The 23,294-nt window shown below is 71.1% G+C and carries 24 protein-coding genes; 12 read left to right on the plus strand and 12 right to left on the minus strand.

The annotated features are described in order from the left end of the window. The first annotated feature begins 9 nt into the window (after positions 1–9). The 6 genes from AC0L6Y_RS00305 to AC0L6Y_RS00330 all read left to right on the plus strand — a co-directional run bounded on the left by AC0L6Y_RS00305 (position 10) and on the right by AC0L6Y_RS00330 (position 5,775). A complete protein-coding gene (locus tag AC0L6Y_RS00305) occupies positions 10–1,044 on the plus strand; it encodes an ABC transporter permease (protein ID WP_473553499.1) in 1,035 nt (344 codons plus the stop codon). Between the two features lie 5 nt (positions 1,045–1,049). Then, a complete protein-coding gene (locus AC0L6Y_RS00310) occupies positions 1,050–1,613 on the plus strand; it encodes an RpiB/LacA/LacB family sugar-phosphate isomerase (protein ID WP_473553501.1) in 564 nt (187 codons plus the stop codon). A gap of 54 nt (positions 1,614–1,667) precedes the next feature. After that, positions 1,668–3,137, plus strand: coding sequence for a rhamnulokinase (locus tag AC0L6Y_RS00315; protein WP_473553504.1), 1,470 nt, complete (start codon positions 1,668–1,670; stop codon positions 3,135–3,137). Between the two features lie 22 nt (positions 3,138–3,159). Further along, positions 3,160–3,921, plus strand: a complete 762-nt coding sequence (locus tag AC0L6Y_RS00320) for a class II aldolase/adducin family protein (protein WP_473553508.1) — start codon at positions 3,160–3,162, stop codon at positions 3,919–3,921. A 112-nt stretch (positions 3,922–4,033) separates the two neighbouring features. Beyond that, the gene (locus AC0L6Y_RS00325) at positions 4,034–4,762 is read left to right on the plus strand and encodes a M23 family metallopeptidase (RefSeq protein ID WP_473553510.1); all 729 of its coding nucleotides are present in this window, start codon (positions 4,034–4,036) and stop codon (positions 4,760–4,762) included. A 68-nt stretch (positions 4,763–4,830) separates the two neighbouring features. Then, positions 4,831–5,775: a quinone oxidoreductase family protein gene (locus AC0L6Y_RS00330; RefSeq protein ID WP_473553512.1), complete on the plus strand. Its 945-nt coding sequence runs from the start codon at positions 4,831–4,833 to the stop codon at positions 5,773–5,775. 30 nt (positions 5,776–5,805) lie between these two features. Here AC0L6Y_RS00330 and AC0L6Y_RS00335 read toward each other — a convergent pair whose 3' ends face one another. Genes AC0L6Y_RS00335 through AC0L6Y_RS00345 form a run of 3 tightly spaced genes read right to left on the minus strand, consistent with a single transcriptional unit; the run spans position 5,806 to position 9,756 of the window. Beyond that, positions 5,806–6,633, minus strand: a complete 828-nt coding sequence (locus AC0L6Y_RS00335; protein WP_473553514.1) for a ferritin-like domain-containing protein — start codon at positions 6,631–6,633, stop codon at positions 5,806–5,808. Position 6,634: 1 nt separating this feature from the next. After that, positions 6,635–8,920 carry an SDR family oxidoreductase gene (locus AC0L6Y_RS00340; protein ID WP_473553516.1) on the minus strand — a complete coding sequence of 762 codons (2,286 nt, stop codon included), beginning with the start codon at positions 8,918–8,920 and terminating at the stop codon, positions 6,635–6,637. Then, positions 8,917–9,756, minus strand: a complete 840-nt coding sequence (locus AC0L6Y_RS00345; RefSeq protein ID WP_473553518.1) for a hypothetical protein — start codon at positions 9,754–9,756, stop codon at positions 8,917–8,919. Before AC0L6Y_RS00345 ends, AC0L6Y_RS00340 begins: the two co-directional genes overlap by 4 nt. A gap of 77 nt (positions 9,757–9,833) precedes the next feature. Here AC0L6Y_RS00345 and AC0L6Y_RS00350 point away from each other — a divergent pair, with 77 nt between their 5' ends. From AC0L6Y_RS00350 to AC0L6Y_RS00370, 5 genes are read left to right on the plus strand one after another with little or no spacing between them, the layout of a single operon-like run. Then, complete coding sequence (locus AC0L6Y_RS00350; protein WP_473553520.1) at positions 9,834–10,613, plus strand: SDR family NAD(P)-dependent oxidoreductase; 780 nt, start codon at positions 9,834–9,836, stop codon at positions 10,611–10,613. Positions 10,614–10,651: 38 nt separating this feature from the next. After that, the gene (locus AC0L6Y_RS00355) at positions 10,652–11,359 is read left to right on the plus strand and encodes a lysophospholipid acyltransferase family protein (RefSeq protein WP_473553522.1); all 708 of its coding nucleotides are present in this window, start codon (positions 10,652–10,654) and stop codon (positions 11,357–11,359) included. 17 nt (positions 11,360–11,376) lie between these two features. Beyond that, positions 11,377–13,032, plus strand: a complete 1,656-nt coding sequence (locus AC0L6Y_RS00360) for an FAD-binding oxidoreductase (protein ID WP_473558552.1) — start codon at positions 11,377–11,379, stop codon at positions 13,030–13,032. 46 nt (positions 13,033–13,078) lie between these two features. After that, positions 13,079–13,996: a pseudouridine-5'-phosphate glycosidase gene (locus tag AC0L6Y_RS00365; protein WP_473553524.1), complete on the plus strand. Its 918-nt coding sequence runs from the start codon at positions 13,079–13,081 to the stop codon at positions 13,994–13,996. Beyond that, positions 13,993–14,880 (plus strand): carbohydrate kinase family protein, encoded by an 888-nt coding sequence (locus AC0L6Y_RS00370; RefSeq protein WP_473553526.1) that lies wholly within the window; start codon positions 13,993–13,995, stop codon positions 14,878–14,880. Before AC0L6Y_RS00365 ends, AC0L6Y_RS00370 begins: the two co-directional genes overlap by 4 nt. On the opposite strand, the gene AC0L6Y_RS00375 is transcribed toward AC0L6Y_RS00370, so the two are convergent. The 4 genes from AC0L6Y_RS00375 to AC0L6Y_RS00390 all read right to left on the minus strand — a co-directional run bounded on the left by AC0L6Y_RS00375 (position 14,877) and on the right by AC0L6Y_RS00390 (position 18,537). Then, on the minus strand, positions 14,877–16,250 hold the full coding sequence (locus tag AC0L6Y_RS00375) for a cryptochrome/photolyase family protein (RefSeq protein WP_473553529.1): 1,374 nt from the start codon (positions 16,248–16,250) through the stop codon (positions 14,877–14,879). The genes AC0L6Y_RS00370 and AC0L6Y_RS00375 overlap by 4 nt on opposite strands. Further along, positions 16,247–16,693 (minus strand): MarR family winged helix-turn-helix transcriptional regulator, encoded by a 447-nt coding sequence (locus AC0L6Y_RS00380; protein WP_473553531.1) that lies wholly within the window; start codon positions 16,691–16,693, stop codon positions 16,247–16,249. The genes AC0L6Y_RS00375 and AC0L6Y_RS00380 overlap by 4 nt, the downstream gene beginning before the upstream one ends. A gap of 192 nt (positions 16,694–16,885) precedes the next feature. Further along, the gene (locus tag AC0L6Y_RS00385) at positions 16,886–17,908 is read right to left on the minus strand and encodes a hypothetical protein (protein ID WP_473553533.1); all 1,023 of its coding nucleotides are present in this window, start codon (positions 17,906–17,908) and stop codon (positions 16,886–16,888) included. Further along, positions 17,905–18,537, minus strand: a complete 633-nt coding sequence (locus AC0L6Y_RS00390) for a MerR family transcriptional regulator (protein ID WP_473553535.1) — start codon at positions 18,535–18,537, stop codon at positions 17,905–17,907. The genes AC0L6Y_RS00385 and AC0L6Y_RS00390 overlap by 4 nt, the downstream gene beginning before the upstream one ends. 51 nt (positions 18,538–18,588) lie before the next feature. On the opposite strand from AC0L6Y_RS00390, the gene AC0L6Y_RS00395 reads away from it, so the two are divergent. Further along, positions 18,589–18,942 carry a DUF2834 domain-containing protein gene (locus AC0L6Y_RS00395; protein WP_473553537.1) on the plus strand — a complete coding sequence of 118 codons (354 nt, stop codon included), beginning with the start codon at positions 18,589–18,591 and terminating at the stop codon, positions 18,940–18,942. On the opposite strand, the gene AC0L6Y_RS00400 is transcribed toward AC0L6Y_RS00395, so the two are convergent. From AC0L6Y_RS00400 to AC0L6Y_RS00420, 5 genes are read right to left on the minus strand one after another with little or no spacing between them, the layout of a single operon-like run. Next, positions 18,939–19,601 (minus strand): metal-dependent transcriptional regulator, encoded by a 663-nt coding sequence (locus AC0L6Y_RS00400; protein ID WP_473553539.1) that lies wholly within the window; start codon positions 19,599–19,601, stop codon positions 18,939–18,941. The two genes, AC0L6Y_RS00395 and AC0L6Y_RS00400, sit on opposite strands and share 4 nt — an antisense overlap. Then, a complete protein-coding gene (locus AC0L6Y_RS00405; RefSeq protein WP_473553541.1) occupies positions 19,598–20,494 on the minus strand; it encodes a metal ABC transporter permease in 897 nt (298 codons plus the stop codon). Before AC0L6Y_RS00405 ends, AC0L6Y_RS00400 begins: the two co-directional genes overlap by 4 nt. After that, positions 20,491–21,246 (minus strand): metal ABC transporter ATP-binding protein, encoded by a 756-nt coding sequence (locus tag AC0L6Y_RS00410; protein WP_473553543.1) that lies wholly within the window; start codon positions 21,244–21,246, stop codon positions 20,491–20,493. Before AC0L6Y_RS00410 ends, AC0L6Y_RS00405 begins: the two co-directional genes overlap by 4 nt. Next, a complete protein-coding gene (locus tag AC0L6Y_RS00415; RefSeq protein ID WP_473553545.1) occupies positions 21,243–22,181 on the minus strand; it encodes a metal ABC transporter substrate-binding protein in 939 nt (312 codons plus the stop codon). The genes AC0L6Y_RS00410 and AC0L6Y_RS00415 overlap by 4 nt, the downstream gene beginning before the upstream one ends. A 42-nt stretch (positions 22,182–22,223) precedes the next feature. Beyond that, complete coding sequence (locus AC0L6Y_RS00420) at positions 22,224–23,234, minus strand: LacI family DNA-binding transcriptional regulator (protein WP_473553547.1); 1,011 nt, start codon at positions 23,232–23,234, stop codon at positions 22,224–22,226. Positions 23,235–23,294: the final 60 nt, after the last annotated feature.

Genomic DNA, 23,294 nt, shown 5'->3' on the forward strand with positions numbered 1-23,294 from the left:
AATAACGACATGTCCGTATTCAGTACCGCATCGGTCCGGATGCGCGCGCTCGCCAAGGATCCGCAGGTCACGCGCCTCGCGGTGATCCTCGCCCTGCTGCTCATCTTCTTCGCCGCCGTGCGCACGCCCAGCTTCGTCCGCCTCTCCACGTGGCAGTCGATGGCGGTCCAGTTCCCCGAGTTCGGCCTGATGGCGCTCGGCGTCATGCTCACCATGATCATCGGCGGCATCGACCTCTCGGTCGTCGCGATCGCCAACATGACGGGAATCGGCGCCGCGGTGATCATGCTGTCGATCGCCCCTCCCGGATCCGACCCGAGCCAGGCTTTCCCGGCGATCCTCGCGGCGGTGGCGTTCTCGCTCGTGGCGGGAGCCTTGGCCGGCATGTTTAACGGGTTCCTGGTCGCCAAGATCAAGATCCCGGCGATCCTCGTCACCCTGGGAACGTTCGAGCTGTTCACCGGCATCGCCGTCATCATCACGCAGGGCAAGCCCATCAGCGGCCTGCCGTCGCAGTACAGCGAGGTGTTCGCGGCCAAGGTCGGCGGCGTCGTGCCCATGCAGCTGCTGATCTTCGCGCTCGTCGTGGTCGTGATCTGGTTCCTGATGAGCCGCACGGCGCTCGGCACGAAGCTCTACATGCTGGGAACCAACCCGACCGCCGCCGAGTTCAGCGGGCTCAACACGGTCAGCCTGACCGTGCGCACCTACATGCTCTCGGGCATCTTCTCGGCCGTGGCCGGTCTCGTGATGCTCGCGAACTACAACTCGGCGAAGGCCGACTACGGCTCGACCTACACGCTGCTCGCGGTGCTCATCGTCGTGCTCGGCGGGGTGAACCCGAACGGCGGATCCGGGCGTCTGGCCGGAACGGTGCTCGCCGTGGTCGTGCTCCAGGTGCTGTCGTCGCTGCTCAACACCTTCCCCGACATCAGCAACTTCTACCGTCCGCTGATCTACGGCGGTGTGCTGCTGCTGGTGATCGCCATGAACCAGTGGTACAAGCCCGGCAATTTCGCCCGGTTCTTCACGAGAAAGGGATAGGGGTCATGAAGACCGTTCAGGACAAGCAGGTCGTCGTCGGCGCCGACTTCGCAGGCTTCCCGCTGAAGGAAGCCGTCAAGAGCCACCTCGAAGAGCGCGGCTGGACCGTCACCGACCTCACCCCGTCGATCGATGACGTGCCGATGTACCACCGGGTCGGGTTCCGCATCGGAGCTGAGATCGCCGAAGGCAACTTCGAGAAGGCGCTCGCCTTCTGCGGAAGCGGCATGGGCATCCACGTCGCCGCCAGCAAGGTGCCGCACGTGCACGCCGCGGTCGCCGAGAGCGTCCAGGCGGCGGAGCGCGCGAGCACCGCGAACAACTGCAACGTGCTGGCGATGGGCGCGTTCTACACGGCGCCGCGTCTCGGCATGGCGATGGCGGATGCGTTCCTCGAGCACTCCTTCGGCGAGGGCTACGAGAACTGGGACGACTTCGACACCTACCACCGCGTCGGCTACGAGGAGTGCGAGAGCTTCGACTACGAGCGCTACAAGGCCAACGGCTTCCAGGTCGATGACCCGTCGACGGCGCCGCTCGGCCCGGAGCCGCGCGGGCTCGCCTACTGAGTCGCGTCGGCTGACGCGGACACCCGGCGCACCGAGCGAAAGCCACAACCGATCATGACGAGTTCCTTCCCGCCTGCCTCCGAGGGGCCGCGCGCGTTCGCCGCGGTCGACCTCGGCGCCAGCAGCGGTCGCGTGGTGCTGGGCACCTATCGCGACGGCGCGCTCGACATGACCGAGGTGCACCGGTTCCGCAACGGACCGGTCGAGGGCGACGGCGGTCTCGAATGGGACGTCGCCACCCTGTTCGACGAGACGATCGCCGGCCTGCGGCGCGCGGTCGCACTGCTGGCCGAGCGCGGTGAGCGCCTGCACGGCATCGGCATCGACAGCTGGGGCGTCGACTACGGTCTCATCGATCCGGAGCGCGGGTTCACCGGCCGGGTGAAGAACTACCTGGGCGCGGATCCGGCCGAGCCGGAGCGGGCGGCGGAGCACGTCTCCCCGTCGCGCGCGTACGAGATCACCGGCGTGCTCACCCAGCACATCAACACCGCGTACCAGCTGCGCACGGATGCCCGGAACGCGGCGGCCCCGGCCGGATCGACGGTGCTGCTGACCTCCGATCTGTGGGTGTATCTGCTGACCGGCGTGCAGGAGGCCGAGTACACGATCGCGTCGACGACGCAGCTGCTCGATCCCGAGTCGCGCACCTGGTCGGAGGAGCTGCGCCGCGCCTGGGGGCTCGAGGGCTTCCGCTTCCCGGAGCTCGCCGCCACGGGAGCGCGCGCCGGGGAGACCACGGCCGAGATCACCGAGCGGATCGGCGCGGCCGAGCCCGTGCCGGTGTTCCACGTAGCCCAGCACGACACGGCGTCGGCCCTCGCCTTCGCCGCCCCCGGCTCGGGTGAGCTGCTCGTCTCCAGCGGCAGCTGGTCGCTCGTCGGCGTCACGCTCGAGACGCCGCTGCGCTCCGCCGAGGCCCGCGAGGCCGGGTTCACGAACGAGCTCGGCGTCGGCGGCTCGACCCTGCTGGTGCGCAACCTGCCGGGGATGCTCATCCTCACCGGGTGCGCGCGAGTCTGGTCGGAGCACGACGGCGCCCCCCTCGACGTCATCGACCTCGTGACGCGGGCCGCGGCCGAACAGGCTCCCGCTTCGCGCTTCGATGTCGCCGACCCGCGACTGCTGTCGACCGATGACCCGGTCGGCGTCATCACCGAGCTCTGCCGCGAGGCCGGCTCACCGGAGCCGACGACCCGCCTCGCGGTCGTCGCCTCGATCGTCGAGAGCCTCGCCGCCGCCTACGCCGACTCGGTGGCGGCGTGCGCTGCGCTCAGCGGAGGACCGATCACCTCGATCCGGATCGTCGGCGGCGGGTCGCGCAACGCGGCGCTCTGCCGTCGCACCGCCGAGCTCGCCGGACTGCCGGTGACGGCCGGACCGGCGGAGGCCTCGGCGCTCGGAAACCTCGCCGTGCAGCTGGTCGCCGACGGCGCCGTGGCCGATATCGCCGCCGCCTACGCGGCATCGGAGCGCTCGCTCGCCGAGGTCCAGCACTACGCCCCCACCCGGCTTCCCGCCTGACCGAACCAAGGAGACCCCTGTCGTGACCGCACCCGCCACGCCCGATGCCCTTCGAGCTGAGCTCGTCGACCTCTCGCACGAGCTCGGCCGTCCGGATCGCGACTGGACGATCCTGGCCGAAGGCAACTCCTCGCTGCGCAGCGGCCCCGACAGCTTCCTCGTGAAGGCGAGCGGCGCCTGGATGAGCCGCGCGGTCGCCGACGACTTCGTCGAGGTCTCGTTGCCGACGATGCTCGAGCTGATCGACTCGCCGACGGCGGGCGACGCCGAGGTGAGCTCCTACTTCTCCTCGGTCGCCGAGACGGCCCCGGGCGGCCGGCGGCCCTCCGTCGAGTCGCTCCTGCACGCGGTGTGCCTGGACCTGCCCGGGGTGACCGCGGTCGGCCACACGCACCCGACGGCGGTCAACTCGCTGCTGTGCTCGCCGCACGCCGCGAGCCTGGTCGACGGCTCGCTGTTCCCCGACCAGATCGTGGTGCTCGGCACCGATCCGCTGCTGATCCCGTACGTCGACCCGGGCCTCAAGCTCGCGCAGGTCGCCCGGCAGCTGCTGGCCGAGCGCTCCGTGCCGCGTGCGATCTACCTGCAGAACCACGGCATGTTCGCCCTCGGATCCTCGGCGGCCGAGGTGGTGCAGATCACGCAGATGGCGGTCAAGGTCGCCAAGGTGATCCTGGGCTCGCTGCCCGCGTCCGGCCCCACCTACATGGACCCCGTCGAGGTCGCGCGCATCGACACCCGCCCCGACGAGCTGCTGCGTCGGCAGGCGCTCGCCGAGAGCTAGCCTCGCGCGAGCCGCGGACGAAAGCCGCCCTCCGGGCGAATCCCCAGGATTCGCAGGTTCGGGGTGGATAATCATCCGCGGACCTCGCTCGTGGTGAGGTCTACTACTCACCATGACGAAACGTTCCGCTCCGACTCATCGCGCCCGCGTCCGCCGGGTGCTGTCGTCGACCGGAATTCTGGGTGTGCTCGGGCTCTTCACCCTGACGTTCGCCCTCCCCGGAATCGCCCCGGTCTCGGCCACGCAGTCCTTCGAGGCCATCCCCGTGGCGGATGCCGCCGAGGTGCAGAAGCTCGAGGTCTCGGAGGCGGCCGAGGTCGCCGCGATCGAGCGCAGCGACTACGACGTGACCACCTACGCGGAGCTTCTGCAGGCGCGCTACGGCAACGCCTACGGCGGCTCGGTCGGCGGCACCGGCAGCGGAGCGGTCCGCTGGCCCTTCCCCTACGCCGTCCGGATGACCGACGGCTTCGGCCCGCGGGCGGCGCCGTGCAGCGGCTGCTCGACGATGCACCGCGGCATCGACCTGCTGCCGGGGGCCGGCACGCCGATCTACGCGATCGCCGACGGCGTCGTCTCGGGCTATCAGGAGGGCTGGGGCTACGGCACCCACATGTTCATCGATCACACGATCGACGGCCAGTCGGTGACGAGCCTGTACGCGCACATGCAGACCGGATCCTCGCCGCTCTCGCCCGGTGACACGGTCGCCGTCGGCGACTTCATCGGTCTGGTCGGCGCGACGGGAGCCGTCACCGCGCCGCACCTGCATCTGGAGATCCGCGTCGACGGGGTCGCGATCAATCCCCTGCCCTGGCTGGCCGAGAAGACCGGGCGCTGAGACCGAACGCGCAAACCGGGCAGACAGGTCTGTTCGGCGCGGGCGGCCGAAACGCGAGAGAATGGGGCATGCCCCACATGCTGATCGGTCGCGACTACGGCGACCTCGACCAACTCGACGTCATCGATGCCGACCTCGCTGGCCCCGGTCCGGGCGAGGTGCTCGTGTCGGTGCGGGCCGCGGGCGTCAACCCCGCCGACCTGAAGAAGCTCGCGGGGGAGTTCGGTCGCGGCGAGACGCGGCCGATTCCGCTCGGCATGGAGATGGCCGGCGTGGTCACCGCCGCCACCCCCGGCGCGACCGGCCCGGCCGGTCCGATCCAGGTCGGGGATGAGGTGCTCGCCACCGGCGTCAACGGGGCCTTCGCGAGCGACATCGTCGTGCCCGCCTCCAAGCTGCTTCCCAAGCCCGCCTCGCTCGACTGGGAGCAGGCGGCCGGACTGCTGCTCACCGGCACCACCGCGTGGCATCTGCTCGAGGCCACGAAGGTGGCGGCGGGGGATCGCGTGCTGGTGCACGGCGCCTCGGGCGCGGTCGGCGTCGCCGTCCTGCAGCTGGCGCGGGAGCGCGGCGCCGAGGTCGTCGGCACGGCGAGCCCGCGCAACCACGCGCTGCTCGAGCGCTTCGGGGCGACACCGGTCGCCTACGGGGAGGGGCTCGCCGACCGGGTGCGCGCGATCTGGCCCGAGGGCCCCACTGTCGCACTCGATACGGTCGGCACCGACGAGGCGATCAACGTCTCGGTGGAGCTCGTCGCCGACCGGCAGCGCATCGCCACCATCAACGGCTGGGCGAAGGGCGCCGAGGCCGGCATCCTGATGCTCGGCGGCGGACCGGGCGCCGACCCGGGAACTCAGCTGCGCAACGACGCCCGCCTGCCGCTTGTCGAGCTGGCGGGCGCGGGAAAGCTCGAGGTGGTCGTGGGGGCGACGTTCCCGCTCGGCCAGGGGCGCGAGGCGCTCGAACTGATTGCGACCCGCCACGCCGACGGCAAGATCATCATCCTGCCGTAGCCGTCGTTCGGCCGCGTGCGAGCGCGGGGTCTAGGCGGCGACGGCGACCGGCGTCGACGGTCCGTCGGCGGCGATGCCGCGCGCATCCAGCGCCGTCTCGACGATCGTCAGCCCCTCCATACCGGGGAGCTTGGCGATGTGCGAGTCGACGTCGCGCACGAGCTTGCGGCCCTCGGTGCCGCGGAAGAGGTGCCCCATCACGTGGGTGACCTCCTCGTCGGTCGAGATGCCCGAGCCGACCGGGGCCCAGAACCGGCTGAGCGCGAAGCGCGTGATGACCTGCGCCTTCTTGCTCTTCGCCAGGCGATCACGGGCCTGCGAGGCGTAGAAGGCGACATGCTTGGTCTCCTGCGCCGCGATCCGCTTGAGCAGCTCCGCCAGCACCGGATGCTTCTCCAGCTTGGCCATCCGCAGGTAGGCCGAGTTGGCGCTCCACTCGTTCGCGGCACCCCACGACATGTGCACGGCGACGAAGTCGTTGCCGACGAGCCCCCCGAGCAGCGACTGCTTGATCGGGTCGAGGCGGTCCTTCCAGCCCAGCTTGATGCGAGTGGCGGCCAGCTCGTCGAAGTCGACGACGATGCCGTGCTTGGCGAGCACCGCGGCGAGAGCCTCGCCGTGCCAGAACTCCTCGCGGTTCCACATCGTCATGAACGCGCCCACCTCGGGCTCGTTGTGCGAGGGGGTGGTGAGCAGATCGCGCAGGTAGCAGACCGTGTGATATTCCACGTCGCACATGTAGCGCAGCGTGCGCAGGCTCTCCGGCGGCAGCGGGTTGTCGTCGAAGGAGTCCAGGTCGAGGTCGCCCCAGGCGACCGGCTTCGAGTTGGCGGTGTAGCGGTCGATGTCGAAGGCCATGTCAGCTCTCCTCGCTGGGTCGGTAGTCCAGGACAGCACGCTTGGGTGAACGCGCGCTGCGCTTCCAGTGCTCGATGCCCCAGCGGCGACGCTGCGCCTCGCGCGCGAGGGGGGTGTCGGGGTTGACCGCGACCGGGTGCCCGAGCAGGTCGAGCCAGACCAGGTCGGCGTGGCTGTCGCCGTAGCCGTAGGAGGCAGCCAGGTCGAGGCCGTGCTGCTTGGCGTACTGCTTGAGCCACGCGGCGCGCGCCTCGTCGACGAGCGGCGGGGCCGCCAGGTAGCCGGTGAGCACGCCGTCGCGCACGTGCATCGTGCCCGCGACGACCTCGTCGAACAGGCCCGCGAGCGGGGCGACGAGGGTGCCGATCGACCCGGTGACGAGCACCGTGCGGTGACCCGCCTCGCGGTGCTCCTTGATGCGCTCGATCGCGGCCGGGCTGGTGTGGCGCAGCAGGGTGTCGCTGTAGCCGCCCGCGACGACCCGCTCCAGGCGTGCAGCGGGCATCCCCTCGTAGCGGCGCAGGAAGGTGCGGATGAACTCGCCCCGGTCCCGGCGCTCGGCACGCAGGTAGCGCGGCAGGTTCGCCAGGATGTTGGCGACCTCACCCGGCCAGGCGGCCTTGCGCATTCCGGCGCTGCGCACCCACAGGTACTGCTGCACGATGTTGCTGTCGACGATGGTGCCCTCGAGGTCGAACACGGCGACGACGTCGCTGCGTTCGGGCAGCACCTTCTTCTTGGTCGACGGCGCGCGGCCCTCCGGCCGCGAGGCGAACGCGCGGGTCAGGGTCGTGATGGCGGGGATGTGGACCGTCTGGAGGTAGTCCTCCCAGTTGATCGCCGTGATGTCGAAGCCGGCGCTCTTCTTCGCCTTCGCCGGCAGCGCCGCGTGCAGGGCGCGGGTGTTGGCGTCATCGAAGATGATCTCCGACTGCACGTAGGCGCGGTAGAGCTGCGAGAAGTAGCGCAGGGTCTCCAGCTCGCTCTTGCGCGACTGCAGCTCGGCGAACTGTTCGCGGGTGCGCGGGCTCGGGCGACGGCGCTTCAGCCAGCGCTCGGCGCGCGCCGCCTGGCGCTCCTTCGCGTGCAGGGCGCGCTCGACGGCACGGCTGCCGGGGAAGCCCCAGTTGGGCACCTCGATCTTGCCGCCGCCGGGGGCCGGCATCGGGTTGGCGGTGAAGTACTCGCGCACGTTCTCGAACATGCGGTGGAAGGGCAGCGGATTGCTGTTGCCGGAGGCCACCTGGTAGTACTCGGGCTCGGCCTTCGGCGGGTTCGCGGCGACGGCGAGGATCGCGTTGACGACGTGGTCGACCGGGATCAGGTCGAGCACGGTGTCGGGCAGGCCCGGGAACTCGGGGAGCATGCCGCGGCCGTAGGCCATGATGAGCGGGTCGGCCACCTTGAAGCCGTCGATCCAGCCGGGGAACGGGTGCTGCGCGGCGCTCTCGATGATCGCCGGGCGCACCACCGAGAGGCGGTGGCCGGCGGCGGCCCACATCTCCTCGGCGGCGCGTTCGGCGAAGGCCTTCGTGAAGGTGTAGACGTCCGTCCAGCCGAGGCTCTCGGCGCGGGTGCGGCCGGCGTCGACGAGCTGCTCGGTGACCCACGCGATGCGGGCCTCCTCGCTCGCCGCGGCGACGGCCTGCGGCCCCTCCTTGCCGTGCTCGGCGCGCGCGGTCGCCATGAACCCGCGCAGGGCCTCCGGCTGGCGCGAGAGCAGTTCGACGCGCTCACGGGCACTGCGGGCGGCATCGAACTCGGCTCGCCAGTCGACCTCGTGCTCGAGGCGCGCCTCCGGCACGATGCCCTTGCGGATCCCGCCGACGTAGCAGGTGGAGACGTGCACGACGTGCGGGTTCGAGCCGCTGTCGAGCAGCGCCTGGTACAGGTTGATCGCCCCGCCGACGTTGGTCGCGAAGGCCTGATCGATCGGCGGGTCGAAGCTGACCGTCGAGGCCGAGTGGATGACGACATCCAGGTCCGCGGGAAGCTCCGGCACCGAGCCGAGCCCGCCCTCGATGACGCGCACGCGCTCGGCGACGATCCGGTCGGCCTCCTCGGCGCCGACCTTCTTGCGCCAGGCGGCGAACACGGGCTTCCGCATGAGGGTGCGCAGCCGGTCGGCTCCGGTGGCCGAGCCCTTGGTGCGCACGAGGATCGAGATCGTCGTCTCGGGGTGGCTGGAGAGCAGCCGCTCGACGACCGCCTGGCCGACGAAGCCGGTCGCCCCGGTGACGAAGACGTGAGCCGAGCCGAGATCGGTCTTGGCGCGCGCGGGGCTCACGGGGCGAGCCTTGCCGCGACGGTCGGGGCGACGGCGGCCAGCCCCGGCAGGTCGCCGAGCGCGGCCGAGATGGCGGCGGCCTCGCGGCGGCCGAGGTCGTCGCCGAACACGGTGCGCTCGAAGAAGGTGCGATCGCTCGCCGGTCGGGTGACCGAGCCGATCGGCCAGGCCGATTGGCGGATGACCTTCTGGGTCAGGCGGCGGGCACGGTCGGTGGCGGCGAGGCGGCGGTGGGCCTCTTCGGCGAGGAAGCGGATGTGACGGTCCTTGATCTCGAGGATGAGGCGGGAGAACGGTCCGAGCGCGTCGGCGAGCGAGGCCAGGCGACGGTAGGCGGTCTGCGCGATCCACTCGTCGACGAGCCCGGTGGTGACGTGGGCGGCGACGATCTGCGGGCCGTGGAAGTTGGCGACGATGGCGCGCACGACCGGCCCGCGGCGCTCGGCCCGCTCGGCGAAGCGGCGCCGGGGCCGCGCGGACGTCTCGGTGCTCGGCTCGGCGCCCGCGGCGTCGAGTGCCGCATCGAGCGCGTCCGCGATCCAGAACTTCTCGAAGGCCCAGGTGGTGAGGAACGCGGTGACCCGCGCGTCCTTGTGCGTCGCGGTGACGAGGAGGTTGCGCATCCGGTCGAGGGTGGTGCGCTCGAGGTCGCGGAGCACGCGCATCAGTCGGAGGGCCTCGGGCGGGAGCGCGGCGCCGTCCAGTGCGCTCAGCGCGGGATCCCCGCGGTGGCTTCCCTGGGCGGTGCGCGCGAACTCGCGGACGTCGAACGACCCCGTTCCGTCGACGTCGGACGAGAGGGCAGAGCCCTCGGGCCGGGCGGGAGGCGGAGTCATCGTGAGGAACCCTTCCTGGCGGGGGCGGAGCTGCCCGTGCAGGGTACGGCGCTCCCTAGCACCGTATCGTAAGGGGCATGACGATTGCGTTGGTCACCGGCGGAACCTCGGGCATCGGAGCGGAGTTCGCGCGCCAGCTCGCCCAGCGGGGCGACGATCTCGTGCTCGTCGCGCGCGACGTCGAGCGTCTCGAGGAGATGGCGACCGAGCTGCGTGCACTGGGTCGCGAGGTCGAGGTCCTGCCCGCCGATCTGGGCGATCGCGCCGACCTCGCGAAGGTGGTTGCCCGGCTCGAGGACGCGTCGCGGCCGATCGGCACGCTCGTCAACAACGCCGGATTCAGCGTGCACGCGAGCCTGGTCGACGGCGACCCGGCGCGGCACGACCTCGCCTTCGAGGTGATGGGGCGCGCCGTGCTCGTGCTCTCGGCGGCGGCCGCTCGCGGCATGCGCGCGCGCGGACGCGGGGCGATCGTGAACGTGTCGAGCACGGCCGGCTTCGTCACGATGGGCAGCTACTCGGCGATCAAGGCGTGGGTGACGAGCTTCACCGAGGGGCTGGCCAACGAGCTTCACGGCAGCGGCGTCACGGTCACGGCGCTCTGCCCCGGTTGGGTGCACACCGAGTTCCATGACCGCGGAGGCATCAACAAGAGCAGCATCCCGGATGCGCTGTGGCTCGACGCCACGCCCCTGGTGCGGTCGGCGCTGCGTGACGTGGTGCGCGGGCGCGTGATCTCCATACCGAGCATTCGGTACAAGGCCCTCATCTGGTTTGCCCGGCACCTTCCCAAGTCGGCTGTTCGCGCGATTTCGCGCCGGATTTCGTCGAGCCGTCGCGATACTGTGAGCGTGTGATTCCGAGCGAGATGCGCGCTCGTGAGGGAGGTTCGACGATGATCGCCACGCGCGACCGTTTCACCTCGCGCTTCCAGGCCGCTGCTCGCTTCGTCGCCCAGCGCGGCATTCTGAAGCCCGTCGCCTGGTCGGTGGTCTCGGTGAGCGTCGTCGGCACGGAGAAGCTGAAGGGGCTCGGAAAGTCGTTCGTCGTCGTCGCGAACCATTCCAGCCACCTGGATGCGCCGCTCATCATGGGCGCCCTCCCGCGGAAGCTGGCGCGCTACCTCGCCGCCGGCGCGGCGGCCGACTACTTCTTCGACGTCTGGTGGCGCCGCGGGCTCACCGCGCTGTTTTTCAACGCCTTCCCCGTCGACCGCACCGGCGCGAACTCGCGCACCGTGAGCGCGCGCACCCTGCTGGAGCGCGGGGTTCCGCTGCTCGTCTTCCCCGAGGGCACCCGCTCGCGCGACGGCCGCATCGGCAGCTTCAAGCCCGGGGCCGCCTCCCTCGCCTCCGCCACCGGCTCGCCGTGCGTGCCCGTGGCGATCGTCGGCGCGAGCGTCGCGCATCCGCGCGGTTCCAGCTGGCCCAAGCCCGGACGCCTTCCCGTCGTCGTCGCCTTCGGCGCGCCGATGACGGTCGGCGACGACGAGACCCCCGCCGCGTTCATGACACGGGTGCGTGACGAGATCGTCCGCCTGCACGATGAGCACGCCCCCCGCATCCTCCCCGCATCGTCCCGCCCTGAAGGAGAAACCGAGTGACCGACGTCGTCAAGCACATGAAGTGGTGGGGCTGGGGGCGCGAGGGCGTCGGATTCCACCATGAGGACAAGCCCAAGTTCGCTCCCTTCGTGCTGAACGCGGTCGGCCTCGACCTGCACGCCGCCACGCCCGCCGTCGAGCCGAACTTCGACGAGCTCAAGGTGCCGCGCTCGAAGGCCACCGCGGCGTTCGTGAAGGAGCTGGCCGCGATCGTCGGCGCCGAGCATGTCACTAAGGACGACATGATGCGCGTCGTGCACACCTACGGCAAGAGCCTGCGCGACCTGGTGCGCATCCGCGGCAACATGATCCTGCGCGCCCCCGACGTCGTGGTCTACCCGGCCGACGAGGCCGAGGTGCAGCGCATCGTGGATGCGGCGGTGGCGGCCGACGCCGTCATCATCCCGTTCGGCGGCGGCAGCAACATCGCCGGCAGCCTGGAGCCGTACCCGAAGGAGAAGCGCGTCATCATCTCGCTCGACCTCGGGCGACTGAACCAGGTGCTCGACGTGGACGCCGACTCGGGGCTGGCCCGCATCCAGGCGGGGGCGCAGGGTCCGGATCTGGAGGCCCAGCTCGCGGAGCGCGGCTGGACCATCGGGCACTTCCCCGACTCGTTCACCCACTCCACGCTCGGCGGCTGGGTGGCGACGCGATCGAGCGGCATGCAGTCCGACAAGTACGGCGACATCGCCGACATCGCGCGCGGCATGCGCGTCGTGCGGCCGGGCGGCGTGCTCGTGCTGCGCCCGCTGCCGTTGACCTCGAGCGGCCCGAGCGTGCGCGAGATGATCCTCGGCTCGGAGGGCCGTCTCGGCGTCATCACCGAGGTGACCGTGCAGGTGCACCGCATCCCCGAGAAGCGCGACGTCTTCGCCTACTTCTTCCCGAACTGGAACGCCGGTATCGCCGCGATGCAGGAGATCAGCGAATCGGATGCGACGCCGTCGATCACGCGCGTCTCCGACTCCAACGAGACCGGCTTCTCGCTCGCGACCAGCAAGGAGAGCACCGGCGTCAGCAAGTTCCTCTCCGGCACGGTGCTGCCGACGCTCATGAAGAGCAAGGGATGGAACCTCGACGACATCTGCCTGAGCTTCATCGGCTACGAGGGCGGCACCGCGCACGCCAAGCGCCAGAAGAAGCTCGTCGACGCGATCGTCAAGAAGCACGGCGGCATGGGCGTCGGCTCGGGGCCGGGCGTGCTCTACGACCAGAAGAAGTTCGACACCCCGTACCTGCGCGACTTCCTGCTCGACCGGGGCGCCGCCGGCGACGTCTCCGAGACGGCCGCGCCGTGGTCGCGGCTCAACGAGGTGCACGACGCCGCGTACGCCGCCGCCCACGCCGCCTACGCCGAGATCGGCGTCAAGGGCTGGATCATGTCGCACCTCTCGCACTCGTACCACTCGGGCGCCTGCCTCTACTTCACGTTCGCGTTCGTCTTCCAGGACGACCCGATCGCCGAGTACAACATCGTCAAGAACGCGATCCAGCAGTCCTTCGTCGACCACGGGGCGACGATCTCGCACCACCACGGCGTCGGCGTCGAGCATGCCCCGTGGCTGGAGCAGGACATCTCGGCGGAGGGCGTCAAGGTGATGAGCGGACTGTTCGCCGCCAACGACCCCGGATCGAACTTCAACCCGCGCAAGGTCGTCACCAGCAGCTGATCTTTGCTCGACGGGTGTCGCGAGAGCCCGGGATACGGTAGAACGAATGGCTTCCTACGAACTCTCCCCTGAAGTAGCGAGCGCGCTCGCCGATGGTCAGCCGGTCGTCGCGCTCGAGTCGACGATCATCTCGCACGGCCTGCCGCGTCCCCGCAACCACGCGGCGGCGGTGGAGTTCGAGGAGATGCTCCGGGATCGCGGGGTGACCCCCGCCACGATCGCGGTGATCGACGGCGTTCCGCGCGTCGGGCTCGACGCCGACGGCGTCCGCCGGATCGCGGAGGACGACCTCGCGAAGGCGAGCGTGCGCGACCTGCCGATCCTGGCGGCGCGCGGGGCGTCGGGCGCGACCACGGTCGCGGCGACCGCGTGGCTTGCCTCACAGGCGGGCATCCGGGTGTTCGCGACCGGCGGGCTCGGCGGCGTGCACCGCGGCGCGGCCGAGACCTTCGACGAGTCGGCCGATCTCGCCACGCTCGCCGAGGTGCCGATCTCGGTCGTCAGCGCGGGAGTGAAGAGCGTGCTCGACATCGCCGCCACGCTGGAGCGGCTCGAGACGCTGAGCGTGCCGGTGATCGGCTTCGGCACGCGCGCGTTCCCGGCGTTCTGGCTGCGCGAGTCGGGCATCGACCTGGACTGGAGCGTCGACAGCGCCGAGGAGGTCGCGCGCGTGATGCGCGCTCGCGACGAGCTCGGACAGCGCCAGGGCATCGTCGTGGCGAACCCCATTCCCGCCGAGCAGCAGTGGGATCCGGCGGAGCACGACCGGGTGCTCGCCGAGGCGTTCGCCGCCGCCGAGCTGGCGGGGGTGCGCGGCAAGGCTGTCACGCCGTTCCTGCTCGGGTTCATCGTCGACGCCTCCGAGGGACGCAGCCTGGAGGTCAACCTCGACCTGGCGCGCAACAACGTGCGCGTCGCCGCGGACATCGCACGCGCGTGGAGCGTGCTCGGCGGCTCCGCGTGAGCGGCCCGCGCTTCGTCGTCATCGGCGATGTCATCAACGACATCGTCGTGGTTCCGCGGGGGACCATCCAGGTCGACGCCGACACCACCGCCTCGGTGCGGACTCGGCCCGGCGGCTCGGCCGCCAACTCGGCGGCGTGGCTCGGCGTGCTCGGCGCCGACGTCGACTTCGTCGGCTCCGTCGGCGGCGAGTCCTTCGAGTGGCACCGGAACGCGCTCCGCGACCAGGGCGTGACGCCGCACCTGAACGTGGAGCCCGGATTCTCCACCGGCACGATCGTGATCGTCGTCGAGGGCGAGCATCGCACCATGCTCACCGAGCGCGGCGCGAACTCGGCGATCAGCTCCAGCCTGGTGACCGACGAGATCCTCGACGGCGCGGCCATGCTGCACATCAGCGGCTACAGCATCGTCGACGGCTACGGCGACGCGGGCGCGCGTGACCTGATCGACCGGGCGACCGCGCTCGGGGTGCCCGTGTCCGTCAACCCGGGGGCGGCCGGCTACATCCTCGAATTCGGCGTCGAGCGCTTCCTCGCCGCGATCGCCGGCGCGACGGTGTTCTTCCCGAACCTCGCCGAGGGCAAGCTGCTCACCGGCCGCGACGACCCCGAGGGCATCGCGAAGAAGCTGCTGACGCACTTCCCCGTCGTCGTCGTGACGCTCGGTGCGGACGGCGCGCTCATCGCCGCGCGCGGCGAGAAGCCGATCCTCGTTCCGGCGCCCGCCGTCCGGCTGGTCGATCCGACCGGAGCGGGCGATGCCTACGCGGCGGGCTTCCTGGAGACCTGGGTCGCGACGGGATCGCTCGACCTCGCGGGGCAGGCGGGCGCGCAGGCCGCCGCACGCGTGATCATGATCGTCGGCGGGCGCCCCGCGATCTAGTCGGCGTCGCCCGGCCCCGCCGTGGCGCGCATGTGCTGGTAGGCGTCGAGCGCGCGAGCGCGCGACTCCGCCAGGTCGACGATCGGCTCCGGATAGTCGGGGGTGCCGAGCTCGGGCACCCAGCGCCGCAGGTAGCGCTCGTCGGGGTCGAAGCGCGTCGCCTGGGTGACGGGGTTGAAGACGCGGAAGTACGGCGCCGCATCCGACCCGCTGCCGGCCACCCACTGCCAGTTGCCGGGGTTGCTCGCCTCGTCGGCGTCGACGAGGGTGTCCCAGAACCACGCCTCGCCGATGCGCCAGTCGATGAGCAGGTTCTTGATGAGAAAGCTCGCGACGATCATCCGGACGCGGTTGTGCATGACGCCGGTGTGCCAGAGCTCCCGCATCCCCGCGTTGACGATCGGGATGCCGGTGCGGCCGTGCTGCCATGCGGCGAGCTCGGCCGGGTCGGCGGCGCTCCACGGGAAGGCGTCGAACTCGCCTCGGTAGTTCTCGGTGGCGAGTTCGGGGTGGTGGAAGAGCAGCTGCGCGTTGAACTCGCGCCAGCCGAGCTCGCTGCCGAACTTCGCGACGTTGCGGCGCGCGGCGGGAGGCAGGTCGGCGGCGTGGATGCGGGTCCAGACCTGGGCGGGGCTGAGCTCGCCGAAGCGGAGGCGGGGGCTCAGCCTCGAGGTGGCGTCGACGGCGGGCTCGTCGCGCCGGTGGTAGTCGGCGAGCGCGCCGGTGGCGAACTCGTCGAGCCGGTCGAGCGCCGCGGCCTCGCCGGGCGTCCAGGTGGCGCGGAGCCCCGCGGCCCAGTCGGGGCGGGTGGGCAGCAGGTCCCAGTCCGCCAGCGCATCCCCGTCGACGGCGAGTCCGGCGATGCGCTCAGGCGCGGGCACCGGCATGCGGAAGTCGAGGGCGTTGGCGGCGCGCCAGAACGGCGTGAAGACGCGATACGGCTGGCCGGCCCCGGTGAGCACGCGGCCGGGCTCGACCAGCAGGGCCGCCGCGAAGCTGTGCACCTCGACGCCGTCGGCGGTGAGCCGGGAGCGCAGTCGGGCGTTGATCGCGCGTGCGGGCGTGTAGCGGCGGTTCCACACCACGGCGCTGGCGCCGATCTCGGCGACGAGGTCGGGGATCACCGTCTCGGCGGCGCCGCGCCGCAGGACGAGCGTCGCGCCGAGTTCGCCGAGCCGCTCGCCGAGCGCGGTCAGGCTGCCGTGCCACCACCAGCGCGCGGCACCGCCGAGCGGCCGGATTTCGGGGCTGACCTCGTCGTGGACCACGGCGACGACGACGGGGCCGCCGCGCTCGACCGCCGCGGTCAGGGCGGGGTTGTCGGTCACGCGCAGGTCGTCGCGCAGCCAGACGAGAACGGGGGCGGTCATTCGACGCGCGCCGTCGGGTCGGCCCCGCGCAGCTTGCGCGTCAGCCGCAGCAGCTCCTCGACCTCCGCCGCCGTGAGCACCGACATCTCGCGGGCGATCGCGGTGGCGTGCTGCGCCCCCACACGCCGGAACAGCTCGAGGCCGTGCTCGCTCAGCGTGATCACCGTGCCGCGGGCGTCGTGCGGGTCGCGCGAGCGGGTGACGAGACCCCGCGCCTCGATCCGGTCGATCAGGCGACTCACGCTCGGCTGGGTGAGCAGCAGGTGCTTGGTCAGATCGCGGATGCGGGCGGCGTGATCGGACTGCCGATAGAGGTTGAAGAGCACGTCGTACTCATTGAACGACAGGTCGTCGGGGAAGACGGCGAGCAGGCGACGCAGGATGGTGACCTGCGCGCGGTAGAGCGACTCCCAGGCATCCACGGCCCGTGTGCGGTCGGTCATGGACCTACTCTAGGCATCCGGTGAGACGGTCGATGCCGGGTGCCGCGTTAACAGATTGAGGGTCGGTCGCAGAGGCACGCGACCGACCCTCTCCCTTGCACCAAGAGTGTCCTGCAATCACATTCCGCGGTAGCTGCCACAGCAAACAACTAACGCTCTTGAAAGATATAACGGAAAGATAACGCTGTCTAGTTACCTGTTCGTTATTTTTGCTTCGGGTTTTCTGTGAGCGCGTTCGCGGCGCACGTCGGACCCGCGTCGTGCGCCCCGCCGGCCCCCGAAAAGCACGGCGGCGACCGCCAGAACGGCGGCGACCGCGAGCACGATGGCGGCGACGAGGATCGGCCCCGAGGGCGCGATGATCGACTGCCCGGCGAGCGCCTGCCAGGTGAGCAGCACGGTGGCGCCCGCGTAGCTTGCGGTCGCGACGGCCACCAGCCCGAGCCGGGTGCGCCCGTCGCGCAGCGTCGCGATCCGGGCGGAAAGCAGTTCGAGCCCGAGCAGGAAGAGCGGGATCGCCTGCATCGCGTGCATGCCGATGAAGTGCGGCACGCGCAGGTCGCCGCCCTCGGTGCTCCAGCCGAGGAAGGGCAGCCCCGGACCGCCGTCGGCGACGCCGACCGCGTGCGCGCCGGCGATCCCCTGGAAGTCGTTCAGCTGCTCGGCGTTCGGGCCCGTCATGAAGAAGGCGAGGCCCATCCCGACGATGCCCAGCGCGACGCCCGCGCGCACGGCGAGGTTACGCGCGCGGTCCGGTCCGGGGCTCGCGACGAGGCCGATCCCGACCAGCAGGGTCATGATCCAGACCACGACGATCGAGGCGGCCATGATCGACCACAGGGTCGTGTTGAGCGGGGTCGTCACGTTGAAGTGGCTGGTCGAGCCGACCGCCGCGGCGCCCACGATGATGACGATCTCGGCGAGGAGGCCGACGACGGCGAGCGTGCCCGCCGTCTCGGCCAGGCGGCGCCGACGCTGCACGAGGCCGATGAGCCAGGCGAGCGTGACCGAGAAGATCGCGATCGAGATCGCGAACTTGAGCGGCTTGAACCAGGCGTTCTGCCCGAGGATCTCGCGGGGGTCGACGATCGCCAGGACGCCGGATGCGACCGCGAGCGCCGCCATCAGCGCGGCGAGCGCGAGCAGGGGGCGATGCCAGCGCACGGGACGCGGCAGGCGGAGTCGGGGTTGCTGATGTGCGGGGGCGGCGTTCATGGGCAGGCGTCTCCGTCCGGGTCGAGTGCGGTGGAGGAGAGGTGCTGCTGGGCCATGCGGCGCAGCCCCGCCACGAGGGTGTCGCCGAGCACAGTGCCGACGACGACGGTCTCGGCGGCCCTGGCGCGGTCGCCCGCCATCGGCGTCACGCCGAGGTCGGCCGCGGCGATCGTCTCGGCCGCGTCGAGGTAGCCGGGCAGTGCGTCTGCGAGATCGTCGCGCCCCAGTTCGGAGTAGCGGTCGAGGATGCCGGCGGCAAGGTCGACTCCGGGGTTGTCCGGGTGAACGCGCCAGCCGCGGGCCGCGGCGAGTTCGAGCAGCCGGGCGCGGGACTCGGGGGAGGCGGGGCTGTCGGCCCCGGCGATGGCGCCCTGCGCGATGCCGAGAGTGTCGTAGACCGGCAGGCTGTCGTCGTCGATGGCGGTGAGCACGGTGCGGGCGTGGGCGATCGTGAGCCCGCCGGCCTCGATCAGGGCGCGCAGCAGACGCAGGCGCGCGAGGTGCTGTTCGCCGTAGTCGGTCTGGTTGTAGCCGGTGCGCTCGCCCGCGGGCAGCAGTCCTTCGCGCGTGTAGTACTTGATCGACGCCATGGTGACGCCGCTGCGCTGACTGAGCTCGGAGATCCGCATGTCGATAGCATAACTATCGACAGTGGGACTATCAACCCCTAGAGTGGCGACATGACTCGCAGCTCTCGCGCCCGACTCGGTCTCGCGCTCGTCTGGTTCGCCCTCGCCGCACTCGGCCTCGTCGGAACCTGGTACTTCAACCTCAGCTTCTTCGCAACCGGGGAGAGCGCCGACTACCTCGGCTCCTGGTTCGCCAACGACGCGAGCGCCTCGGCCGCCGTCGATCTGATCGTGGTGGCCTCAGCGGCCAGCATCTTCATGGTCGTCGACGGAATCCGACTCGGCTGGGCGCGCTGGATCTGGGTGCTCGTGGTGCTGAGCTTCGCGATCGCGATCGCCTTCACCTTCCCGCTCTACCTCGGGCTGCGGGAGCTCGCGCTGCGACGGCGCGCGTCCGGCGACTAGGCGGCGGTCACGAGGATCGCCTCGGCCGCACGCTCCCCGAGCGACAGCTCGAGCTCGCCGAGGTGCACCGTGATCGTGCCCGCGGCCGGTTCGCGACGGGCGACGCGCAGGTGCGCATCCAGGACGATGCCCGCCGTCTCGAGGTAGCGCAGCAGCTCCGGGTCGGCATCCGAGACCCGGGCGATGCGCACCGCGGCGCCCTCCTCGGCGGCGAGCAGCGGGATGCCCGCGAAGCCCGGCAGGGTGCCGTCGCGTCGTGGGATCGGGTCGCCGTGCGGGTCGCGCTCCGGGTCTCCGAGCTGCGCCGCCACGGCGTCGACGAAGCGATCCGAGACGGCGTGCTCGAGCACCTCGGCCTCGTCGTGCACCTCGTCCCAGGCGTAGCCGAGCTCCTCGACCAGGAAGGTCTCGATCACGCGATGCTTGCGCACCATGGCGACGGCGATCCGCTCGCCCTCGGCGCTCAGCGCGATCGCGCCGTAGGGGGCGTGCGTCACGAGCCCTCGGGCGGTGAGCTTGCGCACCGCCTCGGAGACCGAGGAGGCGGCGAGACCGAGCCGCGCCGCGAGCACGCTCACGGTGACCGGCTCGGTGCTCCACTCGGCGGCGTTCCAGATCGCCTTGAGGTAGTTCTCGGTCTGGGTCGAGTTCTCCGTCATCGTGCCTCCGAGGCGTCGGCGGTGGGGGGCGGGGCGAGTCGCGCGCGCCGGGCCGCGGCGAGGCGGGCCGCGAAGACCCCGTGTCGTGGGCTGGCCAGGAACACGATCGTGAACAGCGCCCCCTGCGTCAGCACGACGAGCGCGCCGGGGGAGGCGTCCCACCAGTAGCTCAGGTAGATGCCGACGACGCTCGCGGTGACCGCGAGCGCGGGGGCGATCAGCAGCATCCGTCCGAAGCGGTCGGTCAGCAGCGACGCTGTCGCCCCCGGGATGATCAGCAGCGCCACCACCAGCACGACGCCGACGACCTGCAGGGCGACGACGGCGGTGAGCGCGAGCATGCCGAGCAGCAACGCTCCGAGGAGGCGCGGCGAGAGTCCGATCGAGAAGGCGTGGGTGGGGTCGAAGGCGAACAGGGTGAGGTCACGGCGCTTGAGCAGCACGACGATCAGCACGATCGCGGCGAGCACGGCGATCTGGGCGAGCTCGGCCTGGCTCACCCCGAGCACGTTGCCGAACACGATGTGCGCCAGATCGGTCTGGCTCGGCGTGACGGAGATGAGGGCGAGACCCAGCGCGAACAGGGTGGTGAAGACGATGCCGATCGCGGCGTCCTCCTTGATGCGGCTGCGGTCGCGCACGATGCCGATCAGCCCCACCGCGAGGACGCCGAACACGACCGCGCCGAGCGCGAACGGCGCGCTCACGATGTAGGCCAGCACCACGCCCGGGAGCACGGCGTGCGAGACGGCGTCGCCCATGAGCGACCAGCCGATCAGCACGAGCCAGCAGCTCAGCAGCGCGCAGACGAGCGCGGCGATCGAGGTGGTGACGAGCGCCCGCACCATGAACTCGTAGCCGAGCGGCTCGAGGATGAAGTCGAGGGGGTTCACGCGAGGTCTCCCTCGCGCTCGGTGCCAAGCCCGAAGGCGCGCGCCAGGTTCTCGGGCTTCAGCACCTCGGCGGTCGGCGCGTGCAGCAGCACTCGGCCGAGCAGCAGGATCGCCTCATCCGCGAGATCGGGGAGTGCGTGCAGGTCGTGCGTCGCCACGATGACCGAGCGGCCGTCCTCCGCCAGTTCGCGCAGCAGCCGCACGATGAGGCGCTCGCTGCGGCGGTCGACGCCGGCGAAGGGCTCGTCGAGCAGCAGGATCTGGGCGTCCTGCGCGATCGCCCGCGCGACAAAGGTGCGCTTGCGCTGCCCGCCGGAGAGGGTGCCGATCGGGCGGTCGGCGAGGTCGCCGAGCTCGACGCGGGCCAGGGCGCTCGCGACCGCGTCCCGGTCGAGCGGGCGGGGGCGGCGGGTGAGTCCGAGGCGGCCGTAGCGGCCCATCATCACGACGTCGCCGACGGTGACCGGGAAGCGGGGATCGATGTCGTCGGACTGCGGCACCGAGGCGACCAGCCCGCGTCGGCGCGCCTGCTCGGGCGGCAGTCCGCCCAGCCGGACCGCGCCGCGGTCGGCGCGCACCGCTCCGAGAGCCACCTTGAACAGGGTCGACTTGCCGGCGCCGTTCATGCCGATCAGGCCGCACACGCGCCCCGGATCGACGCGCAGCTCGGCGACGTCGAGGGCGAGCAGGTCGCCGTAGTGCACCGCGATATCGCGGAGCTCGAGCGCCGGGGCAAGGGCGGGCTGGCTCACGCTTCCGCTCCGCTCAGCCCGGCGATGATGAGGTCGACGTCGTGGCGCAGCAGCTCCAGGTAGGTGGGCACCGGGCCGTCCGCCTCGGAGAGCGAGTCGACGTAGAGCGTGCCGCCGAAGGTCGCGCCGGTCGCCTCGACCACCTGCTGCATGGCGCGGTCCGAGACGGTCGACTCGCAGAACACCGCGGGCACGTCGTTCTCGGTGACGAAGTCGATGACGGCGGCGATCTGCTGCGGCGTCGCCTCCTGCTCGGCGTTGACCGGCCACAGATACTGCTCGGTGAGTCCGGCGTCCCGAGCCAGGTAGCTGAACGCGCCCTCGCACGTCACGAGGGCGCGGTGGTTCTCGGGCAGCCCGTCCAGTGCCGTGAGCAGCTCGTCGTGGAGGGCGCGCAGCTCGGCGGCGTAGTTCTCGGCGTTGCGCGCGAAGTCGTCGGCGTGGCTCGGGTCGAGCTCGGCGAACGCGGTCGCGATCGTCGCGACGTAGCCTTCGGCCTCGGTGGTCGACATCCAGGCGTGCGGGTTGGGGGCGCCGGTGCCGCCGATCGGGATGGGGGCGACGGTGTCGCCGAGCACGACGTGCGGCACCTCGAGCTGGTCGATGAACTGGGCGAACCAGGCCTCGAGCCCCAGGCCGTTGTCGAGGATGAGGTCGGCGCTCGCCGCGGTGCGCAGGTCACCGGGCGTCGGCTCGTAGCCGTGGATCTCGGAGCCGACCTTCGTGATCGATTCGACGCGGAGATGCTCGCCCGCGACGTTCTGCGCCAGATCGGCGAGCACGGTGAAGGTGGTGAGCACGACCGGGCGGTCATCCGCGGGGTCAGGCGTCGAGCTGTCGGCGGCGCAGCCGCTCAGGCCGAGCGCGAGGGCGATCCCGGTCGCGGCGACGACGGAGCTCGTGCGGCGTCGCCCCTGACGCCAGAATTTCGGCATACCGAAACTCTAGATGAGGTCGTGCGAAATCGCAGGCCGGCGTCAGGCCAGCCGCGCCGTCGTCGAGCGCACCATGAGCTCGAACGGCAGCGGGGTGTTGAGGGTGTCGATCGTCTTCGTGTGCGGCTGCAGCTCGTCCATGAGCACCTCGACGGCACTGCGACCCTGGAGCTCGGGGAACTGCGCGATGGTGGTGAGGCCGAAGAAATCCGCGTAGGCGTGGTTGTCGACGCCGACCACCGAGAGGTCATCCGGCACGCGCATGCCGAGATCGCGGGCCGCGAGGATCGTGCCGAAGGCCATCTCGTCCGAGGCGGCGAACACCGCCGTGGGCCGCGTGCGCGGGTCCCCGAGCAGCTGCTTCGCAGCGTGGTAGCCGCCCTCGAGGCTGAAGTTGCTCGGCGCGTAGAGCGCCGGGTCGAGGGGGATGCCGGCGGCGGTGAGCGCCTGCTCGTAGCCGACCCGTCGGTTGGTGGGGACGTGGAAGTCCATCTCGAACTCGGCGTCGCCCCCGATGTGCGCGATCGCCCGGTGGCCGAGCGAGACCAGGTGCTCGGTGGCGAGGCGCGAGATGGCGACATCGTCGACGCTGAGTGTGCGGATGCCGGGCAGCGGTCCGCCGACCCCGACGATCGGCTTCTTCAGGTCGAGCAGTCGCGTGACCTCCTCCGAGGTCAGCTCCAGGCTCACCGCGATCACCGCGTCGACGCGCTTGCGCAGCAGGAAGTGCTCGAACACGCTGCGACGCTCGGCATCGCCGCGCAGGTTGTAGAGCGTGAGGTCGTAGCCGTGGGAGAGCAGGGCGGACTGCGCCCCTTCCAGCACCGCGGTGTAGAACCAGCGGTTCAAGAACGGGACCACGATGCCGACGTTGCGGGTGCGGCCGCTCGCGAGGCTCGACGCGTTCGACGACACGACGTAGCCGAGCTCGTTCGCCGCCTCCGACACGCGCTGGCGCGTCGCGGGCGACACGGAGCCGCGCCCGCTCAGAGCGCGCGAGACGGTCGCGGCCGAGACGCCGGCGAGGCGGGCGACTTCATCGATGCCGGGCATTCGCGCTCCTCCCGGTGCTGGCTGCCGTGCGTGTTGATCCTACTGAGGCGCTGAGGTGCT

Source organism: Pseudolysinimonas sp. 10J20-29 (assembly GCF_055809595.1).